21 protein-coding genes are annotated in these 25,817 nt (G+C 27.2%); 13 read left to right on the top strand and 8 right to left on the bottom strand.

The features are described from left to right. Positions 1 to 91: 91 nt before the first annotated feature. Positions 92 to 820, top strand: coding sequence for a hypothetical protein (locus tag QZ306_RS07180; RefSeq protein WP_295162552.1), 729 nt, complete (start codon positions 92 to 94; stop codon positions 818 to 820). Between the two features lie 53 nt (positions 821 to 873). Here the strand turns inward: QZ306_RS07180 and QZ306_RS07175 are convergent, their stop codons facing one another. Then, a complete protein-coding gene (locus QZ306_RS07175; RefSeq protein ID WP_295162550.1) occupies positions 874 to 1,809 on the bottom strand; it encodes an alpha/beta hydrolase in 936 nt (311 codons plus the stop codon). A gap of 177 nt (positions 1,810 to 1,986) precedes the next feature. On the opposite strand from QZ306_RS07175, the gene QZ306_RS07170 reads away from it, so the two are divergent. From QZ306_RS07170 to QZ306_RS07140, 7 genes are all read left to right on the top strand, one after another. Further along, the gene (locus tag QZ306_RS07170) at positions 1,987 to 2,337 is read left to right on the top strand and encodes an HIT family protein (RefSeq protein WP_295162549.1); all 351 of its coding nucleotides are present in this window, start codon (positions 1,987 to 1,989) and stop codon (positions 2,335 to 2,337) included. 26 nt (positions 2,338 to 2,363) lie between these two features. Next, on the top strand, positions 2,364 to 3,182 hold the full coding sequence (locus QZ306_RS07165) for a TatD family hydrolase (RefSeq protein ID WP_295162547.1): 819 nt from the start codon (positions 2,364 to 2,366) through the stop codon (positions 3,180 to 3,182). Positions 3,183 to 3,521: 339 nt separating this feature from the next. Beyond that, positions 3,522 to 6,161 carry a calcium-translocating P-type ATPase, PMCA-type gene (locus tag QZ306_RS07160; RefSeq protein WP_295162545.1) on the top strand — a complete coding sequence of 880 codons (2,640 nt, stop codon included), beginning with the start codon at positions 3,522 to 3,524 and terminating at the stop codon, positions 6,159 to 6,161. Positions 6,162 to 6,239: 78 nt separating this feature from the next. Beyond that, positions 6,240 to 7,646, top strand: a complete 1,407-nt coding sequence (locus QZ306_RS07155; protein ID WP_295162543.1) for a tetratricopeptide repeat protein — start codon at positions 6,240 to 6,242, stop codon at positions 7,644 to 7,646. Between the two features lie 118 nt (positions 7,647 to 7,764). After that, positions 7,765 to 8,346, top strand: coding sequence for an RlmE family RNA methyltransferase (locus tag QZ306_RS07150; protein ID WP_295162541.1), 582 nt, complete (start codon positions 7,765 to 7,767; stop codon positions 8,344 to 8,346). A gap of 17 nt (positions 8,347 to 8,363) precedes the next feature. Next, complete coding sequence (locus QZ306_RS07145; RefSeq protein ID WP_295162539.1) at positions 8,364 to 8,786, top strand: SoxR reducing system RseC family protein; 423 nt, start codon at positions 8,364 to 8,366, stop codon at positions 8,784 to 8,786. An 11-nt stretch (positions 8,787 to 8,797) separates the two neighbouring features. Then, positions 8,798 to 9,247, top strand: a complete 450-nt coding sequence (locus tag QZ306_RS07140) for a hypothetical protein (RefSeq protein WP_295162538.1) — start codon at positions 8,798 to 8,800, stop codon at positions 9,245 to 9,247. A 27-nt stretch (positions 9,248 to 9,274) separates the two neighbouring features. On the opposite strand, the gene QZ306_RS07135 is transcribed toward QZ306_RS07140, so the two are convergent. Beyond that, positions 9,275 to 11,575 (bottom strand): DUF3536 domain-containing protein, encoded by a 2,301-nt coding sequence (locus tag QZ306_RS07135; RefSeq protein WP_295162536.1) that lies wholly within the window; start codon positions 11,573 to 11,575, stop codon positions 9,275 to 9,277. Between the two features lie 206 nt (positions 11,576 to 11,781). On the opposite strand from QZ306_RS07135, the gene QZ306_RS07130 reads away from it, so the two are divergent. Both QZ306_RS07130 and QZ306_RS07125 read left to right on the top strand, forming a co-directional pair. Beyond that, a complete protein-coding gene (locus QZ306_RS07130; RefSeq protein WP_295162534.1) occupies positions 11,782 to 13,275 on the top strand; it encodes a DUF4836 domain-containing protein in 1,494 nt (497 codons plus the stop codon). Positions 13,276 to 13,288: 13 nt separating this feature from the next. Continuing rightward, positions 13,289 to 14,014: a TlyA family RNA methyltransferase gene (locus QZ306_RS07125; protein WP_295162532.1), complete on the top strand. Its 726-nt coding sequence runs from the start codon at positions 13,289 to 13,291 to the stop codon at positions 14,012 to 14,014. Here QZ306_RS07125 and QZ306_RS07120 read toward each other — a convergent pair. The 5 genes from QZ306_RS07120 to QZ306_RS07100 form a co-directional block, all read right to left on the bottom strand. Further along, positions 14,011 to 15,204 carry a cyclic nucleotide-binding domain-containing protein gene (locus QZ306_RS07120; RefSeq protein WP_295162530.1) on the bottom strand — a complete coding sequence of 398 codons (1,194 nt, stop codon included), beginning with the start codon at positions 15,202 to 15,204 and terminating at the stop codon, positions 14,011 to 14,013. The two genes, QZ306_RS07125 and QZ306_RS07120, sit on opposite strands and share 4 nt — an antisense overlap. A 105-nt stretch (positions 15,205 to 15,309) precedes the next feature. After that, positions 15,310 to 16,458: a cyclic nucleotide-binding domain-containing protein gene (locus QZ306_RS07115; RefSeq protein WP_295162528.1), complete on the bottom strand. Its 1,149-nt coding sequence runs from the start codon at positions 16,456 to 16,458 to the stop codon at positions 15,310 to 15,312. Between the two features lie 21 nt (positions 16,459 to 16,479). After that, positions 16,480 to 17,640 (bottom strand): cyclic nucleotide-binding domain-containing protein, encoded by a 1,161-nt coding sequence (locus QZ306_RS07110; RefSeq protein WP_295162526.1) that lies wholly within the window; start codon positions 17,638 to 17,640, stop codon positions 16,480 to 16,482. A gap of 108 nt (positions 17,641 to 17,748) precedes the next feature. After that, positions 17,749 to 18,453, bottom strand: coding sequence for a hypothetical protein (locus QZ306_RS07105; RefSeq protein ID WP_295162525.1), 705 nt, complete (start codon positions 18,451 to 18,453; stop codon positions 17,749 to 17,751). 46 nt (positions 18,454 to 18,499) lie between these two features. Then, positions 18,500 to 20,317, bottom strand: a complete 1,818-nt coding sequence (locus QZ306_RS07100; RefSeq protein WP_295162523.1) for a family 10 glycosylhydrolase — start codon at positions 20,315 to 20,317, stop codon at positions 18,500 to 18,502. Between the two features lie 184 nt (positions 20,318 to 20,501). Between QZ306_RS07100 and QZ306_RS07095 the strand changes: the two genes are divergently transcribed. Together QZ306_RS07095 and QZ306_RS07090 are read left to right on the top strand one after the other, a co-directional pair. Beyond that, positions 20,502 to 21,722, top strand: a complete 1,221-nt coding sequence (locus QZ306_RS07095; protein ID WP_295162521.1) for an N-6 DNA methylase — start codon at positions 20,502 to 20,504, stop codon at positions 21,720 to 21,722. A gap of 65 nt (positions 21,723 to 21,787) precedes the next feature. Next, positions 21,788 to 23,236, top strand: coding sequence for a hypothetical protein (locus QZ306_RS07090; RefSeq protein WP_295162520.1), 1,449 nt, complete (start codon positions 21,788 to 21,790; stop codon positions 23,234 to 23,236). A 131-nt stretch (positions 23,237 to 23,367) separates the two neighbouring features. Here the strand turns inward: QZ306_RS07090 and gdhA are convergent, their stop codons facing one another. Further along, positions 23,368 to 24,720 carry an NADP-specific glutamate dehydrogenase gene (gene gdhA, locus QZ306_RS07085; protein ID WP_295162518.1) on the bottom strand — a complete coding sequence of 451 codons (1,353 nt, stop codon included), beginning with the start codon at positions 24,718 to 24,720 and terminating at the stop codon, positions 23,368 to 23,370. Between the two features lie 231 nt (positions 24,721 to 24,951). Between gdhA and QZ306_RS07080 the strand changes: the two genes are divergently transcribed. Beyond that, positions 24,952 to 25,817 (top strand): BspA family leucine-rich repeat surface protein (locus QZ306_RS07080; RefSeq protein ID WP_295162517.1); only part of this gene is annotated, 866 nt, incomplete at its 3' end.

The following is a 25,817-nucleotide window of genomic DNA, read 5'->3' as shown; positions in this document are numbered from 1 at the left end:
ATATTTTTCAGTAAAAAATATTTACTTTTTCTTGACATTTTATTTACAATATATTATAATATTATTATAAATATTAAAAAAGGGGTGTTTTATGAAAAAAATATTTATTGCTGTCATCAGCATTTTCATAATTCAATTTCATACTGTTTTTGCCGATTTTCATGCGGGTATAGGATTATATGTGCCTTTAGGAGCTTCCATTTCTTTAAGCTATCAGAATTATAAATTAGGCGTAAATAATAATGACGGAAAGCTTACTTCAGATGCGGCTTTTGAATGGGGTGTCGGCATAACTCCCGGTATATATAATGGTTTTGATAATTATTTGGGATTTTCTTTATCTTTGGATTTGGCATATCATAGAGATGTTTATGCATACAATGAAAGCAAAACAGCGGGAGTTCAAGGTCAGTTTCAAAATATAAAAACTACTTATTATTTTGACACCTTAACTATAGGAATACTTCCGAAAGTTAATATATATAACTTTTTTATAGGTTTAGGAGCGGGAATAAAAATACCGCTGGCGGCTGGAGAAATTACTCAGAATTATAATACTGCATATAATCAATTTGAAGATGTAAACAATTATTATAATTACAGCAGCATAAAAAAACAGTACAGAATGGCAATTATTCCTTATGTAAAATTAACAATAGATTATTTATTTTACTTCAGCGATGAAACCGCTTTAGGAATCGGAGTTTATGCAGGATATGATTTCGGACCTGGAAAAGTTACAGATTCCAGATTCAGCAAAAATGATTTCGGCGCTGTTGATGTAGGCGGACAGTTCAGTTTCTATTTTGTTGATGATTAATATTTTATAAATATTATTTTTAAGGCGGGATAAAGATATCCTGCCTTTTTATTTTAACTAATATATTTATTTATGAAATCTTTTACAGTCCCCCAGTATATATTTTCATTATTAAATACGGCAGATATATGATTGCCGTTTTGTATAATAAGTTTTTCTTTTTCGCAGATACATGATTTATACAGCTTATAAGCCATATTATAATCCACTAATTCGTCTTTATCTCCATGTATAAAAAGAATAGGAGTTTTAGATTTTGATACATTTTTTTGAACATCAATATCATCAAAAGAAAAACCGAGTCTTATTTGGGACATAAATGAGGTAAGTTCTACTATCGGAAGAAAAGGAAATCTGCATGCTATATCTAATCTGCTTCTTAGTTGTTCATAAGCATTTGTAAACCCCGCATCTTCTATTATAGCTTTTATATTATCAGGTAAATCTACGCCTGCGCACATCATAACAGCATTTGCTCCCATAGATATTCCATATAGAATTATTTCTGCATTATTATAATTATCATTTATATATTTAATCCAAGCTTTAATATCAAGCCTTTCTAAATATCCAAGCGAATATATTTTCCCTTCGCTTTCTCCATGTGCTCTTAAATCTGCTGCAATTACATTAAATCCCATATTATAAAATTTTTCCGCAAAGTATTTCATATAAGAACCTCTTCCTTCATAAGGGTGAGCTATTATAACATATACATCGCTTTTATTATTATTTATTATATGCGCATGCAATCTTAAATTATCTTCAGAAAAAGTATATGCATCTTTCTGAATGCTTTCAAACCATATTTTTCTTTTTTCTTTTATTAGTTTTTTTTCTTTATCTTCCTGATTATTATTTTCTTTTCTTTCAAATAATTTCTTATCAGTTTTTATTAGAAGTTTATTTACAAAATAATTTGCTGTTATTATTAAAATTATCAATATTAAAAATATTACTGAAAATATTATATATAATATAATCTGCATTAGTTTATCCTAATCTTACTGAAACTATTATATAATATTAATTTAAATATACAAATCAAATAATAAAAGTAATTAATATAAGTTATTTTTTTAATAAATCATAATATATATATGGATTAATTTTTTATTTTAGTTTATATTATTAATAAATATATTTTTATGTTTGGGGAGATTTTTATGTCTGATTTAAGCGAAGCAAAACATTTTGATGAGGAATGCATATTCTGTAAAATAATAAAAGGAGAACTTCCTTCAAAGTTTATAAAAGAAAATGAATACTGTGTAGTATTTAAAGATTTAAATCCTAAAGCTAAAGTACATCTGCTTGTTGTCCCTAAAGTTCATGTTAAAAATATTTTAGAAACGGATACGGCTTTAATGGGTAAAATTTTAGACACTATAAAAGAAACTGTAAAAGAGCTTGATTTGGAATCGTTTAGAATAATTAATAACTTAGGAGAAGGAGCAGGTCAGACAGTATTTCATGTGCATTTTCATATTATTTCCGATGATAAACTGTCAGAATAAAATAAATAATAATTGGAGATAATCTAATGATAGACAGTCATTGCCACCTTACATATATATCAAAAAAGAGTAAAGAACTGGAAGCAGTTTTGCAGAGAGCTAATAAAGCCGGAATATTTTATTTTATAGATATAGGCGTTCACCCTAATGATGCAGATGAGCGTATGTTTATATTGTCAGAAGCTGAGGGGGTATTTTTCAGCATTGGATATTATCCAGATTATTCTAATGAAAACGATGAAGATACCATAAAAGCATTTGAATTAAAAATAAAAAATTTAAATAAAAAAACATTAAAAAATAAAAACAAGTCTGTATATGCGGTCGGAGAGATAGGGCTTGATTATTATCATAACAATTCAAATAAAAATGAGCAGCGTGAGTTTTTTGAGCAATTATGCAAAGCTGCGAAGAATACTGATTTGCCTATAATTATACATAGCAGAGATGCTTTTAAAGATACTTTTAAAATTTTAAAAGAAGCGGATATACCGAAAAGAGGAATATTTCATTGCTTCAGCGGTAATACGGAAGATGCTAAAAATGCCTTAGATTTAGGGTATATGCTTTCTTTTTCAGGTTCCGTCACATATATGAAAAATGATTTTATCAGAGAAGCTTTAAAATATGTTCCTAAAGATATGCTTACAATAGAAACTGATTCTCCTTATTTAACTCCTCAAAGGGTAAGAGGCAGAGCAAATGAACCTTCATTTATTCCGTATACTGTTCAGGTCATTTCAGAGGTTAGGGGAGAGAGTTCTGAAGATATTATGAGAGCCGCTTTGGAAAATACTGTAAGAGTTTTAGACTTGCCTATAGATTTAAATAGATTTCATTATTAGGATATATTACAATCATAGAATCAAAAATATTATGTCAGAAAAAAGTACAATATCTGCAGCTCCATGACAATACTTTTTTACAATAAATATTGACATTATTTTTTTATATGTTATTATATAGACTTACATAATTAAATACTTATGAGGGAGTAGTTGGCATATTCTTTATGCGGCAAAGTCAACAATCTCAGCTTTTATATAAAAGTTTGGCCAGCCTTAATTAATGAGACTCAAGTATAAATAAGCTTTTAAATTTATGATTTTTTGATTGTTTATTTATAGATGGGTCTTTTTTATGCATTTTTTATTTTACATTAAAAAAATAATAAGAGGTGTTTAATGGATAGTTTTTTAGGCAGTAAAGAAGATATTCTAAGAGAACTTAAAGTAGATCCTGAAATAGGATTAACTAAAGATGCAAGAAAGATAAGTTTAGAAAAATACGGAGCTAACAGTTTTACTAAAGAGAAAGATATTTCTGTAATTCAAAAGATATTAGAATCTCTGAAAGAACCTATGATATTAATGCTTATATTTGCAGGCATTATAGCCGTTTCTGTAAATACAGCGGCATATTTTAATGGAGGACATGCAGACTTTTTAGAATGCTTAGGTATATTTTTAGCCATAAGCTTATCTATTACTATTACCATAGTTATGGAAGGAAAAAGTGCAAAAGCATTTGAGGCATTGAACAGCATTAATGAAGATATCCGTATAAAAGTTATAAGAGACGGTAATATAGAGATAATCAATCAAAAAGACCTGCTTGTAGGCGATATTGCCTTTATAGAAGCAGGGAATAAACTTCCAGCTGACGGAAGATTATTAGAAAGCGTATTGCTTAATATTGATGAATCTGCTTTGACAGGCGAAAGCGAAACTGTGGAAAAATATGCCGATGCTGTATTGACAGATGATAAAACACCTGTAGCCGAAAGAATAAATATGGTTTATTCAGGTTCATTTGTTGCAGCTGGTAATGGAAAAATAGCTGTTACTTCCGTGGGAGATGCCACCGAGTTTGGAAAAATAGCTATGGAGCTTTCAAAAACAAAGAAAACTTCAACACCTTTGCAGGAGAAATTAGTTCAGCTTGGCAAAAAGATAGCAATGTTCGGAATAACTGCTGCTGTTATAGTATTTATCATACAGGTTGTCAATTTCATCAGAACGGGGAATGTAAATTTTACCGTTATTTCAGAAGCTTTTATTACAAGTATAGTATTAATAGTTGCATCCGTTCCTGAAGGACTTCCCGCAATAGTTGCAGTTTCGCTTTCTGTTAATATTATTAAAATGGCTGGTCATAATGCATTAGTAAAGAAAATGCAGGCTTGCGAAACTATAGGAAGCATAAATGTTATTTGTTCTGATAAAACTGGTACTCTTACAGAAAATAAAATGACATTAAATAAATTATTTGCAGGCGGCGAATATATAGAGCCTGAAAATATTATAAATGAAAAAATTATAAAAAACTTTGCCATAAACTCCACAGCCGATATTGATTATAAAAATAATACGGTTAAGTTTTTAGGAAATCCTACGGAATGCTCATTATTAGTTGCTGCAGGCAAATCTGGATTTAATTATAAAGAGATAAGAGAGAAATCAAAAACTATATATGAATATCCTTTTTCATCGGAAACAAAAAATATGACAACTGTTGCTGAAATAGATAATGAAATTATAGTATTTACCAAAGGAAGCCCTGAGAAAATAATATCTATGTGCAGCATAAAAGATGAAGATAGAAAATATATTGAGGAAGCTATAGAAAAATTCCAAAATGAAGCTAAAAGGGTGATAGCATTTGCCCATAAAATAGCTGATAATAATGTTGAAAATAATAGAGAGAAACTTGAAAGCGGTTTAATATATGACGGCTTTGCAGCTATATCCGATCCTATAAGAAAAGAGGTTTATGATGCTGTTGATAAATGCATAAATGCAGGCATAAATATAAAAATGCTTACAGGCGATAATATAGTTACCGCATCCGCTATAGCAAGAGAATTAAAAATACTTAATGAAAACGGCATAGTTCTTGAGGCAAAAGATATAGATGCTATGGACGATAATACATTAAAGCAAAATCTAAGTAAAATATCGGTTATAGCCAGAAGCACACCTGCAATAAAAATGCGTGTAGTTAATGCCATAAAAGAGACTGGTAATGTTGTTGCTGTAACAGGAGACGGTATTAATGATGCGCCTGCTATAAAAAATGCAGATGTAGGTATTGCTATGGGTATAACGGGAACGGAAGTATCAAAAGAAGCCAGTGATATAGTTCTTCTTGATGATTCTTTTGCAACTATTGTCAAGGCTGTGCAATGGGGAAGGGGCATATATGATAATTTTCAGAGATTTATACAGTTCCAGCTTACCGTTAATTTGGCTTCTGTGGCAGTTGTTCTTATTTCATCATTAATAGGATTAAAATCTCCGTTTTCTGCCGTACAGTTATTATGGATAAATATTATTATGGACGGTCCGCCAGCCATTGCTTTAGGACTTGAACCTATCAGAGATAATTTGATGAAAAGAATGCCTATAAAAAGAAATGCAAGCATTTTAACTAAAAATATGATATTTAAAATATTATTTTCAGCTTCGGTTATGATTATATTATTTATGCTTCAAAGCAGATTAAATATACTTAATGTTCCTTATGCAGAGCAGTCTACGGTATTATTTTCTATGTTTGTAATGTTTCAGATATTTAATTCGTTTAACAGCAGAGAGCTTGGATATGAAAGCGTATTTAAGTATTTTTTAAGTAATAAATTAATGCTTTTGAGTATTGGCATTACTTTTGTATTGCAAATATTCTTGATTCAGTATGCGGGAAGATTTTTTAATACCGTTCCTTTAAGTTTTAATACTTGGATAAAGATAATCGGAGTTTCTGTAATTATTATTGCAGCTACCGAAATTTTGAAGATATTTATAAGATTTGCAAACAGAAAATAAAATATATAAAAAGAATTGAAATTATTTTTAAAAAGATATAAAATAATTCAGATTTTATTTATAGTTTAATTAAAAAATATGAATTATAATATTTCTATTATAGTATTTATATGTGTATTCATAACACTTCTTTTAATTGTCAGAAAGTTTTTTCTGCCTAAATTTAATAATAGAGTATCTGATATTGATAAGGCTAATAAATTTATTGCAGACGGCAGATATGATATGGCTTTATTAAAGCTGAAGGAAATATTAAGTAAAGATAAAACTGGAATAAAAAGAGCAAAAATACATGCTATGATAGGAGACTGCTATTTTAAAATGAAAGAATATTCTTTTGCCATTGTAGAATACAGACATGCAATTGATAACGGAGATAAATCGCCTGAAATTATACTATCATTAGCTAGAGCTTTAAGTAAAATAGAAAGAAAAGGAGAAGCCTTAGCGCAGTATCTTACTCTTTTAAAAATAGACGGCTATAAATTGGAAGTTTCTATGGAAATAGGAATCATATATTATGAAAACAGACAGTACGAAACTGCTATAGAATATTTCAATGAAGTTTTAGATATTCAGCCTAATAATTTAGATGCTTTGAAATATAAAGCTTTTTGTTTTGTTAATATAGGAAACTTTAATGAATCTATTTCCTTTATGAATATCGTGCATAAAAAATATCCTGATGACAGTTTATTAAATTATAATTTAGGAAAGGCGTATAGAGGCAGGAAAGATTATAAGTCTGCTATTAAATATTATTCCGTCTCATATAAGGATAAGGAATATTCCGTTAAATCATTGTATGAAATGGGACTTTGTTATATAAAACTTGAGAATATAGAATCAGCTATTAAGATTTTAGAAAAAGCAATAGGCTATGAAAGCTATGATAAGGAATTGAATTTAGCCATATTATATACGCTTTCAGAATGTTATGATATAATCGGAAATATTAATAAATCTATGGAGATATTGGAAGGAATAATAGTACTTGACCCTAATTATAAAGATGCCAATGAAAAATTAAATAATTATAAAGATTCCAGATACAGCGAAAATATTAAGAAGTTCTTTAAATTGGAGGGCAATGATTTCAATGACATGGCTTTAAAAGTGGTTTCCAGTATGGGGCTCATTCCTTATTCTTTAAAAACTACTGATAAAAAATATCTTATTATTTTTGCCAAAGAAAGCAGCAGTATTCATGCTCCTAAAAAAATAATTTATTTCAGAACTTATTACAGTCCTATATTTAATGATGAGCTTATGCATTTATATGAGTATTCAGTTAATTCAAATATTTCTAATTCCATACTTGTAACATGCGCTATGGTAAGTCCTGAAGCTATAAGATATGCCGCTATGTCTAGGATTGATATTGTAGGTATAAAGAGATTGGAGAATTTAGTAGATAAATCTTCTCTTTCAAATTTACCTGTAGGCGTAGTAAGGTCTGAAGAAAAACTTGATTGGATATTATAATTTTATATTTTTTTATAAATAAAAACAGCAGTAGATAATTTATCTATTGCTTTTTTATTTTAAATTCTATATTATAATTTATGATTTTTATTTTTTAGAAATAGAGTTTAAGCATATAATGAAAAAAATACAGGATTATTATTTTAAAAAGGCAAAAGAAGAAAATTATAAAGCAAGAAGTGTATTTAAATTAGAGGAAGCGCAGAATAAATTTAAGTTTATAAAACCTTCCGATATAATATTAGATGTCGGCTGCTCCCCTGGATCTTTCAGTCAGTATATGCTTAATAAAATATTGAAAACAGGCTTTGTAGTAGGCGTTGATATACTTCCGAATTCATTTGCTCATCAGAAATTTAAGTTTATACTCAGAGATATAAAAAATATGGATATTGACGATTTTGATAATACTTTATTTGATGTTGTTGTAAGTGATGCTATGCCTAATACAATATCCGATAAAGAAACCAATCATTTAAGATCCATCTCTTTATGCAGGACTGTTTTTAAGCTTGCTAAGAATGTATTAAAAGATAAGGGACATTTTTTTATAAAAGTATTTGACGGTAGAGATCTGCCTGATTTTAAAAATGAGCTTAAAGAACATTTTGATTCTGTAAGTATATTTAAGCCTAAAAGTTCAAGAGATGAAAGCAGAGAAATATTTTTATTTTGCAGGAATTTTAAAAAAATACAATAAAATATAAGGAGTTACTTATGAGAAGGGAATTTGCTCTGGTATTGGAAACATATAATAATAATACCGCTAAAGTTGAATTGCAAAGAAGTTCAAGCTGTGACGGATGCACTATATGCAATTCTCATAAACCAATTGTACTTAGGGCGTTAAATAAAATTAATGCCTTAGAGGGGGACAGCGTTGTCATAGAAGTTGATGAATTAAAGAAAAGCGCTAATTTTTTTGTTTATATAGTGCCATTAATTTGTCTTATAGCAGGATATTTTATAGGGGAGTATGTATCTGAATTAATTAATGTTTATCATAATTTAGGACCTATATTTTCATTTGCAGTATTTTCTGCATATATTATTTTGGGTATAAGAAAACTTAAAAAGGACAATAAAATAATAGCTAATATTATATGCAAAAATGAAACAATAAAAGATTTAAATAAATAAAAAGGTTTTATATGAAAAGAATTATACCCACTATAGTAATTATTGTTTCGGCATCATTGATAACATATTTATTTATTTCAAAAAATAAGTCTTATGATGAGTTTTATACTATAGGAAATAATGCTGTATCTTCCGTTAATAAAATTACAGGTTTAAATATTTATCCTAAAATACGCAGTATAGAAGATGGAGATATTAAAGTTTTTACTTTTAATAGGGTAAATGATGCGCTTAGCTACAGTGTAAAATATGCAAATTATTTATGGAAGAATGAAGGGTATTATATAACCACTAATTATAATTTTGGAAAGAAGGCTGACGGCAGAATAGAACTGGCAAAGAACTCTTCAGACAGCGGAAAAATAATCAAGATAAATGTTGATTGCTTTACAAATAATTTATTTACCGTTACTTTAAGTTTAATCAACGGGAGCTTAATAATAAGAAATACTAATGAATAATATATAATTCATTATCGGTATAAAATACTATATATTATCCATATTAAAATTAAGCCAGTATCCTAATTCTTTAAATGCATTCTTTTCTTCATCTTTATCAAAGATAATATTTCCGTTTCTGTATTTTTGAAGTATATTATAAAAAATATTTTCAAATGTGTTTCTGTCTATAGGCATATCATTATTAGAAAGGAATTTTATATCTTTAAGAAGATCATAAATTATTGCAGCATTATCAGTCTGATAGAATTCATTCAGTGCCGATTTTATATTATCTCCTATTAAGCTTGATATTCCGCTGTTTGAAATAAATATTTCCGCATTTCTTGCATTATGTAAATTTTCAGAAACTTCATCATAAGCATCGCGTCCTTTTTCTATAATTTTCTCTCTTAATATAGGCGACGCCATAGCACCCATTATTCTTCTATAGTCATAATCTGGAGTAATGCTATTTAAATTAAAATATGTAAAAAGCTTTCTGTATTCAGGATATATCTTATGCATTAAAATATCTAAGTTTTTAATATCTTCTTCAAATAAACGGTTAGCCAATTTATCTCTTATATCTGAATTTAAATCTTTTAAATACATAGTATAAATTGTACTTTCATCTAATTTGTTATAATATTCCGAAATTTGAATCTGATTTTTAAATTTATGATTTTCGATTATCATATTGACTTTAAAATACATATCGGCATCTATATTATCAATCAATATTCCTTCAGCATAATTTTTTTCTATTTTGGTTGCCTTTATTTCATGTTTAAAAAGTGTTATATTTGCATCTTTGCTTCCGCTTGCTATAAGATTAAATATAAAATAGTTTATAATATAAAGTTTTGTAAATACATCAACTTTGGCTTCTTTTTCATAAAAATATCTTGCATTATGATGCTCTGGCTTATTGCTTACGGCTTTCTCTAATGTTTCTAAAAACTCTTTACGGGATTTATCTACGAAATCATCGTTTTTATCTTTAATTAATAAACTCGCATAGTGAAAAGATCTTTCAGCATACTGCATATTTTTTACAGGCTCTAATCTTGAAACATCTTCAAAAAACCATCCGCATGAAGTGTATGTGAATAAAGAATATTTATATGATTCCATTAAAAATATGAACTCTTTGAAAGATATATATTTTTTGCATATTTCATATAAATCTTTGGCATCAACATGATTATACATAGCTCTTACATACTCTTCTCTTATAGAGTTTCTGGTTTCATTTGTAAAGTTCAGGAAAGTTTTAAATAATTTATCCTGCATTTTTCTAAGTATATCAAAAGCCTCTCTTAAAGGAGTTCGCCAAGATAAATCGCATCCTTCCCAGCCGCCGCATCCGCAGCTGCTTCTCCATCTTTCAACTCCATGCGAACAGCTCCAAGAAGTTCCTCTTCCTCCTGTTCCCTCATAAAGTATGACCTCTTCTTTAGGAGGATACATATTCAAATAATGTTCATAATTTGTAGGAGTTATATTATCATAATGAATGTTTTCTTTGAAATATCTAGCCAAGCACATATCGGCAAAAGGCTCATGATGTCCGTAGCTTTCTCCGTCAGTTGCTATATTGACAAGTTTTCTTTCCCCGTAAGCATTTCTTATCCTCTCTGCAAACTTATCTGAAGATGTAAGCAGATGCTCAAAAGCTATAGATTGCGATATATAAGGATCATAGAAAAATACTATAACTTTTTTTCCGTTATGACCATACAGCCAATAAGGTTTTGAAGTATCTATTTTGCCGCCTGAGACATCTAAAGTTTGTATATTTTTTACATAATGTGCCTGATACGGAGACAATATTGTAAATTTTATTCCGCAGTCGTATAAAGCGTCAACAACATCTAAATTAATAGCTGTTTCAGACAGCCATATTCCGCTTGATTTTCTTTTAAAATATTTTTCAAAGTTATATAATCCCCATTTTATCTGGACCCTCATATCTTCTTTTTTAGCTAAAGGCAGTATTATATGATTATATACCTGAGCTATGGCATTTCCGTATCCTAATCTTTTTATGCTTTTTTTATCGGCTTCCAATATTCTTTCTAATAAATCCTCTCTTGTCTTTGCTATATAATCAAGCAGAGTAGGTCCGAAATTAAAACTAATATATTCATAATTATTAGACATATCTGTAATTCTTCCGTATCCATCCAATATTCTTGAATATGCATTAGGGCTGTAGCATTCGTTTGTTATTCTTTCATTCCAATCATGAGACGGAGCGGCGCTGGCTTCTTTCTGTATCTCTCCAAGAAATGGATTTTCTCTTGGTGGTTGATAAAAATGACCATGTACTATCAAATATCTCATAATTTATATCCTGAATATATTAAATATAATATTTTATGATTATAAATAATTTATATTTAATTGCAAGAATTTTTTACTCATTAGAAATATTTTTTAATATAAAATTAATACTGTAATAAATATATTATGCTTGACTTTTAATTACAGTCTAATATAATATAGAAATAAGTTGTTTCTCAATAATTAATTCTGAAGGAGACTATTCAATGAGAAGAGTATCATTAATCTCATTATTATTTTTATTAACAATAAGCATTTTTACTTATGCTGCCGATAGAAAATATATCCCCGACAATGCAGATAGTGTTTTTTCTCTTAATTTAGAATTGCTGGCTCAGAAAGCTGAAGTTGATTTGCAGCTTGTTTTTAATGAATTTTTTATGCAGAATTATGCGGATAGATATTTAGAATACAGAGACGATGATTTTGTAGCTGATGTTATGACAAATAGATTAAACGAATATATAGACTTCTCTAAAACTTCCAGAGTTGTTTTCTTTAACGGCTATCAGCAAATGTCTTTAATATTTGATGTTAAAAATATTACGGAGCTTGATAAACTGATGATAAAAATGGCTAGTCAGGAAGATAAATTAATTTCTGTTGCAGAAAATGCAGCTTACAGATATTTGGCGCTTGATGAATATAATTTAATTTCTTGGAATGAAGAAATATTTACAATTACTTTAAAATTAAAAGATAATTATTGGTATAATGAAGAGTTAAATAAAGAGTATATAACCAATATAGCTAATTATATATTTATAGATAATAATCCTTTATCAGATGAAAGATTTTCTGCTTTGGAAAATGAAACTAATGATTTTTATATATGGGTTAATTTAAGCATACTTGATGATAATAATTCGGATTTTACTAAGTTCTTATTTGCAAGAAATTATAAAGAATTGTCAGGAGATAATTATAAAGATGCGGCTATTACTGCAAAAATAAATTTTAATAATGGAGATGCCAATCTGATTATAGATAGTTATACTCCTAATTATTCTCATGACATATCATTATTAAAAAAACAACTAGCAGATAATATATATTCTTTTGTTAATGGAGAAAATAATTACGGTTTTTTATCATTAGCTTTTAACAGCAAAGAATTATCAAATCAGATTAGAAATATTGTCGGAGATATGAGCAAGATGCATTTCTTTGACGAGGAATTAAAAACTTTAGAAGAGTATGGAATAGATGTTTATAAGCTTATAGAACTTTTCGGAGGCGATATATTTATATCCGCTTGGGATAGTTCCGATAATACTGCATTATTGATTTCGGCATCTGTAACAGACAGCGAAACTGTAAAAACAATATTGGAAGTTTTGGCAGAAGATAATAATAATGATGTTTACACTTTAGACGATTTTTTTATGCTTGTAAAAGATTCTATACTCTATATATCCTCAGATTCTAATGTTATAGATTCTATAATTAACGGAGAAGTTCCTGCTGTAAAATTAGATGAAAATAAGCTTAATTTAGCTAAAAACAATATTATGTCTTTGTATCTTGACTTAGATTATGACATGGGTATATTCGGCTATGGATACAAAGAGGCATTTGAGTCTGTTTATTTTACTTCTAATATATTAGAAAACAATCACACAGAGATGATTTTTAAAATTATAACAAGAGATAAAGATAAAAATTCGCTCTCCATTATAAAATCTTTTTTGGGATTATGACTTTATTTTATAAATGAGATTAGACGAATTTGTATATTTTAAAGGATATACCGAAAGCAGATCTAAAGCGCAGGATATAATACTTGCAGGATGCGTATTTATTAATGGCGTAAAGGTAACATCAAAAGCTCATAAAATAAAAGATACCGATAATATAGAAGTTGTGCAGAATATAAAATATGTATCAAGAGCGGGTGAAAAGTTAGAGAAAGCATTTTCGTATTTCGGAATATCTGCAGAAAATAAAATATGCTTGGATATAGGCTCTTCTACAGGAGGATTTACAGATTGTCTTCTTCGTCATGGAGCTAAAAAAGTTTATTCGCTTGATGTGGGACATAATCAGCTTGTTTACAAACTCCGTAATGACAGCAGGGTTGTATCAATTGAAGACTTTAATGCTAAAGATATTAAAAGAGAAATGTTTAATGATGATATACCATCAGTTATTGTAAGCGATGTTTCTTTTATATCAGTTTCTAAAATCGCTCCCATAATTTTTAAAGAGCTGAATGATTTGGAATATTGGATCAGCTTGATAAAACCTCAGTTTGAAGCAGAAAGAGGGTATGTATCAAAAGGCGGTGTTATTAAAGATAATTCTTTAAGAGAAAAAATACTTGATAATGCTGTACAGAGAATATCAGACTTCGGATTTAAAGAGATTAATAGAACCGTATCTCCGATAAAAGGTGCTAAGGGCAATATAGAATATTTATCATATTTTATTATAAATTAATTATTTTCTATTTTGTATGAATTTCTTTGTTTATATATTTCATATTCTTTATAAAACTCATATATATCATTAACTATTAAATATCCCTCTTCTGAGATATTTAAAGTTTTTATCTTTAGAATATCGTTTTCTATGCTTGGCTTATATTCCATACCTATCATAGAGCATATATCATTGATATTATACTGAAATATTATTTTATTCATACTTTTAAATAATAGTTCCGTTTTTATTAATGCTTCTATTATAATTACAAATTTACTGATAATATTATTGGCATTAAATGCTTTTATTCTTGATATGGTATCATATACTTTCATACTCATTGTTTTTATAAAATACAGCCTTAAATTTCTGTCGGATCTCACTAAATTCATTGCATCTTCTCTTTTTACCAATTCTATAATAGAATCCTGAAGAACTATTGCAGTTGTAGAGAGATGTTCATTTTTAGATATGGGATTATATCCGTTAAGCACATCATTTGTTGCAAATACTCTTCTTGTTACCTGTTTAGCATCAAATATACTGTATGCTCCTATTTTACCATATTTAATTACATACAGATAATTGCTTCCTTGAAGTTCCGTATAAAGGCAGCTTCCTTTTTTATATTTATAAATATTATCTTCTATCTTTTCTGCTTCTTCCATAGGTTTTATATTCTCAAATATAGATTCAAGCTCTTCATTTTTGTCTTTATCCTTAGGATTGAGTTCTATATATTTTTTATATAATTTATAAGCGGCATCATCAAATTTATTTTCTAAATATATTCGGCACATTTCAGTTATGTTGTTTTCACTGTAATTTATATTATAATAAGGATTATTTTCCCTATGAAGAAAATAATAATATCTGTTCAGCCATTTTTCTATATTAAAAATAAGATAATTATATATTTTATTTATGAGGTTTATATTATCAATTTTTTCTATTTCATTAATATTGATTTCCATAACTTCAACTTCTTCTAATGCTTTCATTGTAGAAAAATAAGGCTCGTTTAAAATGGCATTAAATAAACCTATTATATCTCCTTTTTTATATTCAATATTATAATTATCCGCAAAATAGCTGTATACGATTACACTTCCTTTTTTTATTATATAAAATGTGTATTTAGGTTCCTGTCCTTCTATAAATATAGTGGCAGATTTATTAAATTTAATGGTATTATAATTTAGCATATACAATCCGTAAAATATTTATATTGTATATTCTAATATATTTATATCTTATGTCAATAATTTTTAAATATTTATATTAATTTTATTTTTTACTGTAAAAAATTATTATGTATAGTTTTTATATTCAAAGAAATATTTGCTTATATTTGTAATATTGATAGTATAAGAATTATCATACTCCAAATAATTTATATCTTTTAAAACTTCTTTTATATCTTTTATATCATTATTTATATTCAGCATATTTTTTATATCTTCTATTGTATAATATAGTTTTATATGATTATTTTTATAAAATAAAGTTTCTATTTTTAAAACGGAGTATATAAGAACTATTAATTTATCTTTTAATTCTGTTTTCTTTGCAGCTTTTATTTTTAATGCCGTACTGATAATTTTCATAGAAATTATTTTAATAATATTAAGTCTGGCATCGGCGTCATTATAAAGTATTTTTATTAATTCATCTTTAGTCATAATATCTATTATAGAATCTTCTAAAACTATAGCCGTTGTTAATAGTGTTTTATATTCAAGCGTAGGAGTATAAGAACTTATAATATATCCTCTAGGATAAATCATTCTGGCAACATAATTGGAATTAACTATATTATATATTCCTATCTTTCCAGATTTTATATAATAGATATGATTTGTAGTTTCCAATTCGCAATATAAGCAATATCCTTTATACATTTTATAAGAATTATTATTAATATGTTCTGGTTCTTTTGATTTATTAATATTCTTTATAAAATCTTTAACATTATCTACATTATAGTCTTTGCTGAACAGATTTATATATGCAGAACATAATCTGTAGCTTGCATCTGTAAATCCGTTATTTTTATAAATAGAAGCCATAATCAATATATCTTCTTTATTGTATAAATCTATTTTATTATTTACTATTATAGAATAGTATTTGCTGAGCCAAGTTTCCAATATAAATGTTAAATAATTTGTTATTCTGTTTATTAAATGCTTATTATTGATTTTATTTATATTTTCAGTTTTTATTTCAAATAAATATGTATCCTCTATTGTTTCTACAGTAGAATAGTATGGTTCTTTTGTTACGGAAGATATTAGACCTATAATATTTCCCATTTTATATGTATATTTTTCATTATAAAAATTATTATATGATACAGCACTTCCCCTTGAAATTATATAGAAACTATCTTTAGGATTTTGAGAATCTTTTAATATCACAGAGCCTTTTTTATATTTTATTAATTTATACTTTTTCATTATTATATTTGAATAATAAAATTATTTTATGAATTTTCTGTATTTTTTAATATATCCTTCTATATTTGTTATTATTATATTTGAAGAGTTATCTAGTTCTAAATATTTTATATTTTTTAACTCTTCATAAATTTCATTATTATCTATATTTAATATATTTTTTATATCTTCTATTTTATGGGATAATGTTATTTTTTTTGCATCTATATTAAATAAAGTGTCTATTTTTAGTATTGAATATATGATTGATATCAATTTTATATTCAGATTATTTTCATTAAAAGATTTTATTTTTTCAATGGCGCTTTCCACTTTAAATGAAATCATTTTTATTAAACTGGTTCTTGACGGCTTATGCTCATATATAATTTTTATTAAGTCGTCTTTACTTATTATGCTTATTACAGAATCCTCAAGAACTATAGCGGTTGTCATAAGTGGCTTATATTCCAGCTTAGGACTGTATCCGTTTATTATGTAACCTGATGTATAAATATTATTTATAGTTTGTTTTGAATTAACTATACTGTATACTCCAATCTTTCCTGATTGTATTACATATATATTATTGCTTGAGTATATTTCAGTGTAGAGAGTATATCCTTTCGGAAATTTATATATATTTTTTTCTATATGAGTTATTTCTCCACTGTTAGGCTTAATGTCTTTTATTAACTCTTTTACTCTTATAATATCATTGCTGTTTTGAAAAAGTTCTATATATTTTGTTAATAATTTATAAGAAGTATCTGTAAACCCATTATTTTTATATATGTTTGCCATAATCTCTATATCATCTTTATTATATAGATCCAGTTTGTTTTTAGCCAAAATAGTATAATATTTGCTTAAATAAATCTCTAAAAGAGAATACATATAATCATATATTTTATTTAATAATTCTATATCTGTTATATCCGTTATACTTGATATTTTTACTTTTACAACTTCCGTATCTTCTACAGCCATTACATTGGCAATATAGTTGCTGTACAATATTGAAGACACTAAACCTATAATACCTCCTTTTCCGCTGTAATATAAATTCCTCTCATCTAAATCATTATAAAATACGACTCTTCCTTTAAGTATTACATAAAAAAAATGACCTTTAGGTTTTTCATCTAATTTAACAATTAGATCATCTTTATTAAAACTAATTATTTCATATTTATTATCCATAAAATCTCCATTATTAGAATAGCAGTATAATCAGTTTATATGGATTATATCTAAAAATAATTATTATGTCAATATAAAAAATATTATGATATACAGACGGCAGATTTCTTATAATAAGTTATTAAAATCATCATTATTTAATATTAATTGTTCTTTGGTTAATATATTTTCTGCTATTATATTATCTTTATTAAAGTATGACTTATAGTTAAAATCCATACTGTAATTATATTTATTAGATACGGTTTTTCTAATGCTTATTAGATTAATATAATTCTGATTATTAAATATATTATCATGAATATGAAAAAGCATATAATCAAAATCTCTTTTATATGCTCTGTTATATGATTTTGATAAATAAAAAACATAAAAAAGTATTTGATTATTATTATACTGAAAATCTGAAAATACAATAATACCTTTTTCTTTATTATTATAATTTATGGGCTTATTATAGTATAAATTAAACTCTTTGCTTTTATTTTTTAAGTTTAATATTGAGAATCCAGATAAATCTCTGTTAAATATAAAATATTCATTATCATTGCAGTTAATAATTTTAAATATTTTAGCATCATCGCTTTTATAATTATAGACTATGCTGTTATCCGATATTTTGAATATATTTCTTTCATAGCCTATAATATCTTTTTTATTAAAATATCCTGAATATTTTTTATGCATAATATAGTAATTATCATTCAGCATATTTATATTTTCATCTTCAAAGTATTTATCTTCAAATAGGATTTCATATTTAATACGGTGATTTTTATAATAATTTGTATAGTAGATATTTTCTAATATCATATAAATTAAGTATATTAATTTATATAATGTTTGTCAAATAAATACCTTAATCATTTATTATTTTAAGATATTCGCTTTCATTATGTATTCTATCCAATGCCGTAACATAATATATATAAGTTTTTTTTGAGTGAGCTGTTTTATCTCTATATATTACTTTTGAGTTTATATTAAAATTTATTCTTCTTATTTTATCTATTAATTCTATTCCAGCTTCTCCTACTTCTTCTCTGTATACTGCATAGTATGATGAGGTTCCCGTTATGATATGTCCGTATTTATCTGTTTTATATTCATTCGGATCTGTGAATGTTATCTCTATTGCTCCGAAAATTTTTTTAATAGTCGGATTTTCCAATTTTAAAGGAGCTTGTTTTATATATCTCATAGTATTCATAACAGGCACTATTGCTTTAAATATATAATTATTTTCTTTCATATATTTTACAGCTTCGTTTCCGAAATTTCCCGTGTCTCTGTCTTTTTCATACATATTATGCATAGTAAAAAATGAAGAGCCTTTTATAACTCCTTTTCCTATTCTTCTGATGTATTCCGTTTGTTTTGACATTAAATCTGTATCCTGCCAAGGTTCTATATTTGTAGAGCTTCCCATTCTGTACAGAGCATGCCCGATATATATATCTGCGGTATTTCCGCTTCTTGATTTTTTAGCTTCATCAGCCCACCATTTTACTATTGTGTCAAAAGGAGCCGTTTTATGTTTTGAGCTCCAATATACCTGAGGTATTAAAGCATCAATATACATTTTATTCAAACCGTCTTTTATCGTAGCATTATTTAAACTTGATGTTTTTTCGCCGTTAAGCATCCATAAAAGAACATCGGCATGCAAAGCATCAAAATTCGGATTATACGATTTAGTATCGCTTCCGTATTCACTGCCTGCATACACTGACAGAGATGTTTTATTTCTCCATACTCCCGCAGGAGATACGGTCCATTTGACATACGGTTTTCTTTGCTTTATCTCTTTATATAAGCTGTTTATAAGTCTGTTAATATTATCTCTTCTCCAAGCATAAAGTCCGTTTACACCGTAATCATCATAAGATTTATTATTTATATCATATCCTCTTTTTGCTGCGTATTTTTTAGCGCTTTCATTATCATTCCAATCTTTATATGTTTTTCCTCTGGCAGCATTCTGATAAAAATAATCATCAAAATGTATTCCGTCAATATCATAATTTTCAACTACCTCTATTACCGAGTCTTTTATATATCTTTCGCTTATAGGCTCTCCGGGGTCTAAATATAGTCTTTTATCATACCAGTAAATAGGCTTTAAATTATTTGAAGCATAGGTATGTATAAAATTTTTTTTTGAAAACTGTTCGCTTAGGCTTTTATTTGTATCATAAGTTAATGAGATTCTATACGGATTAAACCAAGCATGTACTTCTAAATTTCTTTTATGAGCTTCATTTATTATAAACTCCAGCATATCAGTTTTAAAAGGGTAATCATCTTTTTCATTTGTAGATTGAGGACCGAAAAAATATCTTGTTGCAGGATTAATTTTAGATGGAAATATCACTCCAGCATCTGGCTTAACTTGAATAAATAATGCATTGAAATTATTTTGATGCAATGTGTCTAAATGTTTTATTATGAGTTTTTTTTGTTCGCGTTCGCTTCCTCCCTCAACAGGCCAATCTATATTTACAACTGTAGAAATCCATACGGCTCTGAATTCTCTGTAAAGAGGATTATTGCTTCTGTCTTCATTCATAGTTTTTACAAGCATTGTTCTTGCATTATCTGGTATAATTATATTCAATGTTTGGCATGACAATATTAAAACTATATTTATAGATATTATTATAATGATTTTCTTCATAAATTATTTATCTGATATTCACTAATATATTTTTTAGATTATATATTTAATGACAGTAACAGTCAATATAACTTGACAATATATTATTTTTTATATATATTTCTATGATGCTCAGCGATATTTTTATAGATATACAGAAAAATAAAAAATATACTTTCCTCTGCAAAAAATGATTAAATATATAATGCATAAAGATTATACAAAAGAGAGTACCAATTATCTATTAAATACAGATATAGAAAAAAGAAAAAAACTAGGGCAGTACTTTACGCCTAAAGGTATAAGAGATTTGCTTTTATCAAAATTAGTATCTATTTCAGATAAAAAAGATAATGTTAAAATACTTGATCCTGCATGCGGAAGCGGAGAGTTTCTTTTATCTTGCAATGAATATTTTAAAAGCCCTGTATTATATGGTTTTGATATTGATAAAACTTTAGTTTCTATATCAAAAAAATTAGTAAATAATGCTGATATAAAATGCTTGGATACTTTGCAGTTAGATACCAAAAAATTTATTAAATATGATTATGTTATAGGAAATCCTCCGTATTTTGAGTTTAAGCCTGATAAAAAGATTAAAAAAAAATATTCTGATATAATAAACGGGAGGGTTAATATATTTTCCGTATTCATAAAAATAGGCTTGGAGCTTTTAGAAGATAACGGATATTTAGCCTATGTAGTGCCTCCTTCTATGAATAACGGGTCTTTTTTCAGTAAATTAAGAGAATATATAATGAATAACAGCAGTATTGAATATTTGCATGTTCTAGAGAGTTCTTATAATTTTTATAAGGCAAATCAGAAAGTTATGATTTTAATACTCAAAAAAACTAATAGTCATAAAAATAAAAAATATATATTCTCAAAAAATGAGATTACAATATTTACAGAGGATAAAGCATTTTTAAATAAAGCATATAAAGATACCATAAGTTTAAAAGAAATAGGTTATGAAGTAAGAACAGGAAGTATTGCTTGGAATAAATATAAAGAAAATCTCACCGATGATAAAAATAATGCTATACCTTTGATATATTCATCTAATATAGTTGATGGAAAAATACTTATACCTTGTAAAAGAAAGCTTCAGTATATAAGAAATATTCCAAAAGATTTAATAATAAAAAATAATGTTATAGCCGTTAATAGAGTAACAGGATCTCATAAGAATATAAATATAAAATCGGCAATAGTAAAAAAAAAGAAATTTGTATGTGAAAATCATGTAAATGTTATATATCCTCTTAGTAATTATAATAAAAATTATACATTGGAATATATTTATAATGCCTTGAATGATAAGAATAATATAAAGGTACTAAGTCTTATAACAGGAAATACACAGATTTCAAAAACAGAATTGGAAAAACTTCTTCCTGTAAAGATTATTAATATATAATTTTTTATTAAATTAATTTTATAAAAATATTTTCATGATATAATATATAAACGGGAGGCAATATAATGGATATAATTGAACAAATTGATAAACTGCATGAAAATGATGAACATGAAAAAATTATTGAGATTATAGAAAAAATTCCAAGCGATGAAAGAGATGTAAAACTTTTCAGTTTACTTGCAAGAGCTTATAATAATATAGAAAAGTATGATGAAGCATTAAATAATTTAATGTATATCAGAGAGGATAGTATTGATGATTTTTTATGGAATTACAGAGTAGGTTATGCTTATTATTATAAGGGCAATAAGGAAAATGCAGAAATATATTTTAAAAAGGCTTATGATTTAGATAATGAAGATACCGACGCTTATAATTTTTATATACTATGCTCTGAAGACAGAGATAATGGAATCAATTTTAATGAAAGAGTTAATAGATTTTGGAAATGGTTTGAAGAAAATGAAAAAGTTATATCTGATTATATGGAAAATAAATCTGATATGTCACCTGATGAAATAGCAGAATTTGTTTATAATGGCGTATCTTTAATATCAAGTGATTTGCACTTTAATTTCGGGGGCGGTTATGAGTTTACATTTACTATAGAGGGCAGGGAATATTTATTTTATCTTACTCCTAGAATAGTTGATGCTATGCCTGAGAAATTAAAAAGCAAATGGAAATTTTATCCTTATATGACTAATCAGAATTCGGAAAATTTTAATTTTAAAATGTACGGTAAGGATTTTTGTTTTAAAGAAATTTTAGTTTCTGCTGAATTTGATGAGAAAACTGATTTATTTAACTTGGAATTTTATAATGAAAAATTAAATGAAATAGATGAAGATTATGCTTATAATGCTTTTTATATAATGCTTGAGCATACAATAGGGGAAAATATATCAAGTCTGTATTTAGGCTCTGTTAATAAAAGCGATGAGGAACCTTATCAGGCAATAGAGCTTACAAAATTATACGATTTTATAACTAATACTATTAAAAACAGAGGCAAAAAAATAATTTCAGATCCATGCAATAAATACACAGTCTATGAGTGTAAGCCATCTGATAATTTTTTAAGAGAAGATATATTTTTAGGCAACAGCTGTTATATGAATCTTATAAATGATTATATCAATTATAATATAAACTCTGTTGTTGATATTTCAAAAATGGGGGCAAGAGCTGTATATTTAACTTATATGTTTGTAGATAATAAAGATAATGATTTTGAAGATGAAAATATAAATAAAAATCTTTTAAATGAAAAAAATAATATTACAGATGAGCTTATAAGTATTATGGGCGATGGCGGTAAAGAAATAGGTATAGTATTGGGCAGTGCTATCGGTACAGCGGCAGGATATATAGATTTGCTTTTATATAATCAAGATGAGTTTATAAAAAGAGCAGAGGAAATTCTTAAAAAATATAATTATAAATTCGAACTGTTCAGATTCAGACGATATTCTGAAGTGATAAAAGAATTTAATAATAATTATGAATGAGTGCAGCTTAGAACATAAAAATAGCTTTTTCTTTGATTTATATAAATCTGAAAGATTAAAATAACTTATTGACTGTAAAAAATGCCGTTAGCATAAAATTATTTTAACGGCATTCTTTAAGCTATGAATTATTAAATTAAACCGTAAGGTATCATTATATCAGCTACTTTTACAAATCCCGCTATATTGGCTCCTTTTAAATAGTCGCCTTTAAATCCGTATTCTTCTGCTGTTTGATAGCAGGTATTATGAATATTAGACATAATATTTTTAAGTTTATTATCCGTATAGTCAAAATCCCATTTATCCATAGAAGCATTTTGCTGCATTTCTAAAGCTGAAGTTGCAACCCCGCCTGCATTTGTGGCTTTTCCGGGAGCATACAGAATACCTGATTTTTGAAATATTTCAATAGCTTCAGGAGTTGCAGGCATATTAGCTCCTTCTGTAACCGATATGCAGCCGTTTCTTACTAATGCTTCGGCGCTTTTAGCATCAAGTTCATTTTGAGTTGCACAAGGCATAGCAATATCGCAGGCAATATCCCAAATATTTCCATTTTCTTTATAAACGGCATTAGAATGCGTATTAATATATTCCTTAATTCTTTTTCTTTCTATCTCTTTAAGACGCTTAACGGTGTCTAAGTTGATGCCGTTTTCATCATAAATAACTCCGTTAGAGTCCGAACAGGCTATAACTTTAGCTCCCAGCTGACAGGCTTTCTGCATAGCATATATGGCAACATTGCCTGAGCCTGAAACTATAACTTTTTTGCCTTCAAATCCGTTTTTGCCGTTAGTTTTAAGCATAAGGTCTGTAAAATATACAAGTCCGTAGCCTGTGGCTTCAGTGCGTACTAAAGAACCCCCATATCCCAATCCTTTTCCTGTTAATACGCCATACTCAAATCTGTTTTTAAGTTTTTTATACTGTCCGAATAAATAGCCTATTTCTCTGGCTCCCACTCCTATATCTCCTGCAGGAACATCAATATCATATCCTATATGTCTATGAAGTTCCGTCATAAAGCTTTGGCAAAATCGCATAACTTCATTATCGCTTTTTCCCTTAGGATCAAAGTCTGCCCCCCCCTTTCCGCCTCCTATAGGCAAGCCTGTGAGGGCATTTTTAAATATCTGCTCAAAACTTAAAAATTTAATAATACCTAAGTAAACGGAAGGGTGAAATCGAAGCCCTCCTTTATAAGGTCCTATTACGCTTGAGAATTGTATTCTGAATCCTCTGTTTACATGTATTTCTCCCTTGTCATCCATCCAAGGAACTCTAAACATTATTTGTCTTTCAGGTTCGCATATTCTTTCAATTATTTTCTGATCAGCATAATGAGGCTTTTTCTTTAATACAGCTTCTAAAGTGTTTAATACTTCCTTTACCGCTTGATGAAATTCTGCCTCGCCCGGATTTCTTTTTACTATTTTATTATAAATAGCCTCTAATTGTTCATTCATTTGAGAAGACATGTTTAACCTCCTTAATATTAATTTTTATTTTCTGAAGATATTATATATTAAGCAGTATTATTTTCAATAGTAATATTATTATTTAATTTAAAAAATATGTTTTTATTAACTGTCTTTTATTAAATTAATATACTTGATTTATTTTTTTATATAGTATATATTAATATATATTTTGAAATTAAAAAACTGTTATGCAGAAAAACTTTTTAGTAAATACAAGGAAATCAAAAAATGGAAAAAAAATTTAAACCTGAAACAAAAGAAGAATTAAAAAAATTAACTGAAGATGAAAATATTAATCTAGGCAGTATTGATACAAGCTTAACAACTGATATGAGTGAACTATTTTATGATAGCAAAAGAGAAGATTTTTCAGGAATAGAAACTTGGGACACTTCTAAAGTTGTAAATATGGAAAGTATGTTCTTTAAAGCTGAAAGCTTTAATCAGCCATTAAATAATTGGAATGTATCTAATGTTGAAAATATGATATATATGTTCTATGGAGCAAAAAGTTTTAATCAGGCTTTAAATAGCTGGGATACATCTAATGTTACGGATATGATCGGTATGTTTTCTGGAGCCTTAGAGTTTAATCAGCCTTTAGACAATTGGGACACTTCTAAAGTTGTAAATATGGAAAGTATGTTCTTTAAAGCTGAAAGCTTTAATCAGCCATTAAATAATTGGAATGTATCTAATGTTGAAAATATGATATATATGTTCTATGGAGCAAAAAGTTTTAATCAGGCTTTAAATAGCTGGGATACATCTAATGTTACGGATATGATCGGTATGTTTTCTGGAGCCTTAGAGTTTAATCAGCCTTTAGACAATTGGGACACTTCTAAAGTTGTAAATATGGAAAGTATGTTCTTTAAAGCTGAAAGCTTTAATCAGTCTTTGAATAATTGGAATATTTCTAAATTGAGGTATATTGATTATATGTTTAATTCTGCATTAAATTTTGATAAAAATAATGCCTTAGAGTTTTACTTAAAATTTTGTTCTGATAAAAATACTCAAAAAGCCATTAAAGAATTAGACAGCATTGTATCTGAATTAGATGTAAAAAAGTTTTATAAACTTGCTTTGAA

It is taken from the genome of uncultured Brachyspira sp. (genome assembly GCF_910588665.1).
GTDB lineage: Bacteria > Spirochaetota > Brachyspiria > Brachyspirales > Brachyspiraceae > Brachyspira.
The sequence above is the reverse complement of the archived record's forward strand: the minus strand, read 5'-3'. Positions and strand labels throughout refer to the sequence as shown.

Excerpts from the sequence above, each read along its gene's own strand:
- QZ306_RS07180 (WP_295162552.1), top strand. The coding sequence starts at position 92 with ATGAAAAAAATATTTATTGCTGTCATCAGCATTTTCATAATTCAATTT.
- QZ306_RS07175 (WP_295162550.1), bottom strand. The coding sequence starts at position 1,809 with ATGCAGATTATATTATATATAATATTTTCAGTAATATTTTTAATATTG.
- QZ306_RS07170 (WP_295162549.1), top strand. The coding sequence starts at position 1,987 with ATGTCTGATTTAAGCGAAGCAAAACATTTTGATGAGGAATGCATATTC.
- QZ306_RS07165 (WP_295162547.1), top strand. The coding sequence starts at position 2,364 with ATGATAGACAGTCATTGCCACCTTACATATATATCAAAAAAGAGTAAA.
- QZ306_RS07160 (WP_295162545.1), top strand. The coding sequence starts at position 3,522 with ATGGATAGTTTTTTAGGCAGTAAAGAAGATATTCTAAGAGAACTTAAA.
- QZ306_RS07155 (WP_295162543.1), top strand. The coding sequence starts at position 6,240 with ATGAATTATAATATTTCTATTATAGTATTTATATGTGTATTCATAACA.
- QZ306_RS07150 (WP_295162541.1), top strand. The coding sequence starts at position 7,765 with ATGAAAAAAATACAGGATTATTATTTTAAAAAGGCAAAAGAAGAAAAT.
- QZ306_RS07145 (WP_295162539.1), top strand. The coding sequence starts at position 8,364 with ATGAGAAGGGAATTTGCTCTGGTATTGGAAACATATAATAATAATACC.
- QZ306_RS07140 (WP_295162538.1), top strand. The coding sequence starts at position 8,798 with ATGAAAAGAATTATACCCACTATAGTAATTATTGTTTCGGCATCATTG.
- QZ306_RS07135 (WP_295162536.1), bottom strand. The coding sequence starts at position 11,575 with ATGAGATATTTGATAGTACATGGTCATTTTTATCAACCACCAAGAGAA.
- QZ306_RS07130 (WP_295162534.1), top strand. The coding sequence starts at position 11,782 with ATGAGAAGAGTATCATTAATCTCATTATTATTTTTATTAACAATAAGC.
- QZ306_RS07125 (WP_295162532.1), top strand. The coding sequence starts at position 13,289 with ATGAGATTAGACGAATTTGTATATTTTAAAGGATATACCGAAAGCAGA.
- QZ306_RS07120 (WP_295162530.1), bottom strand. The coding sequence starts at position 15,204 with ATGCTAAATTATAATACCATTAAATTTAATAAATCTGCCACTATATTT.
- QZ306_RS07115 (WP_295162528.1), bottom strand. The coding sequence starts at position 16,458 with ATGAAAAAGTATAAATTAATAAAATATAAAAAAGGCTCTGTGATATTA.
- QZ306_RS07110 (WP_295162526.1), bottom strand. The coding sequence starts at position 17,640 with ATGGATAATAAATATGAAATAATTAGTTTTAATAAAGATGATCTAATT.
- QZ306_RS07105 (WP_295162525.1), bottom strand. The coding sequence starts at position 18,453 with ATGATATTAGAAAATATCTACTATACAAATTATTATAAAAATCACCGT.
- QZ306_RS07100 (WP_295162523.1), bottom strand. The coding sequence starts at position 20,317 with ATGAAGAAAATCATTATAATAATATCTATAAATATAGTTTTAATATTG.
- QZ306_RS07095 (WP_295162521.1), top strand. The coding sequence starts at position 20,502 with ATGCATAAAGATTATACAAAAGAGAGTACCAATTATCTATTAAATACA.
- QZ306_RS07090 (WP_295162520.1), top strand. The coding sequence starts at position 21,788 with ATGGATATAATTGAACAAATTGATAAACTGCATGAAAATGATGAACAT.
- gdhA (WP_295162518.1), bottom strand. The coding sequence starts at position 24,720 with ATGTCTTCTCAAATGAATGAACAATTAGAGGCTATTTATAATAAAATA.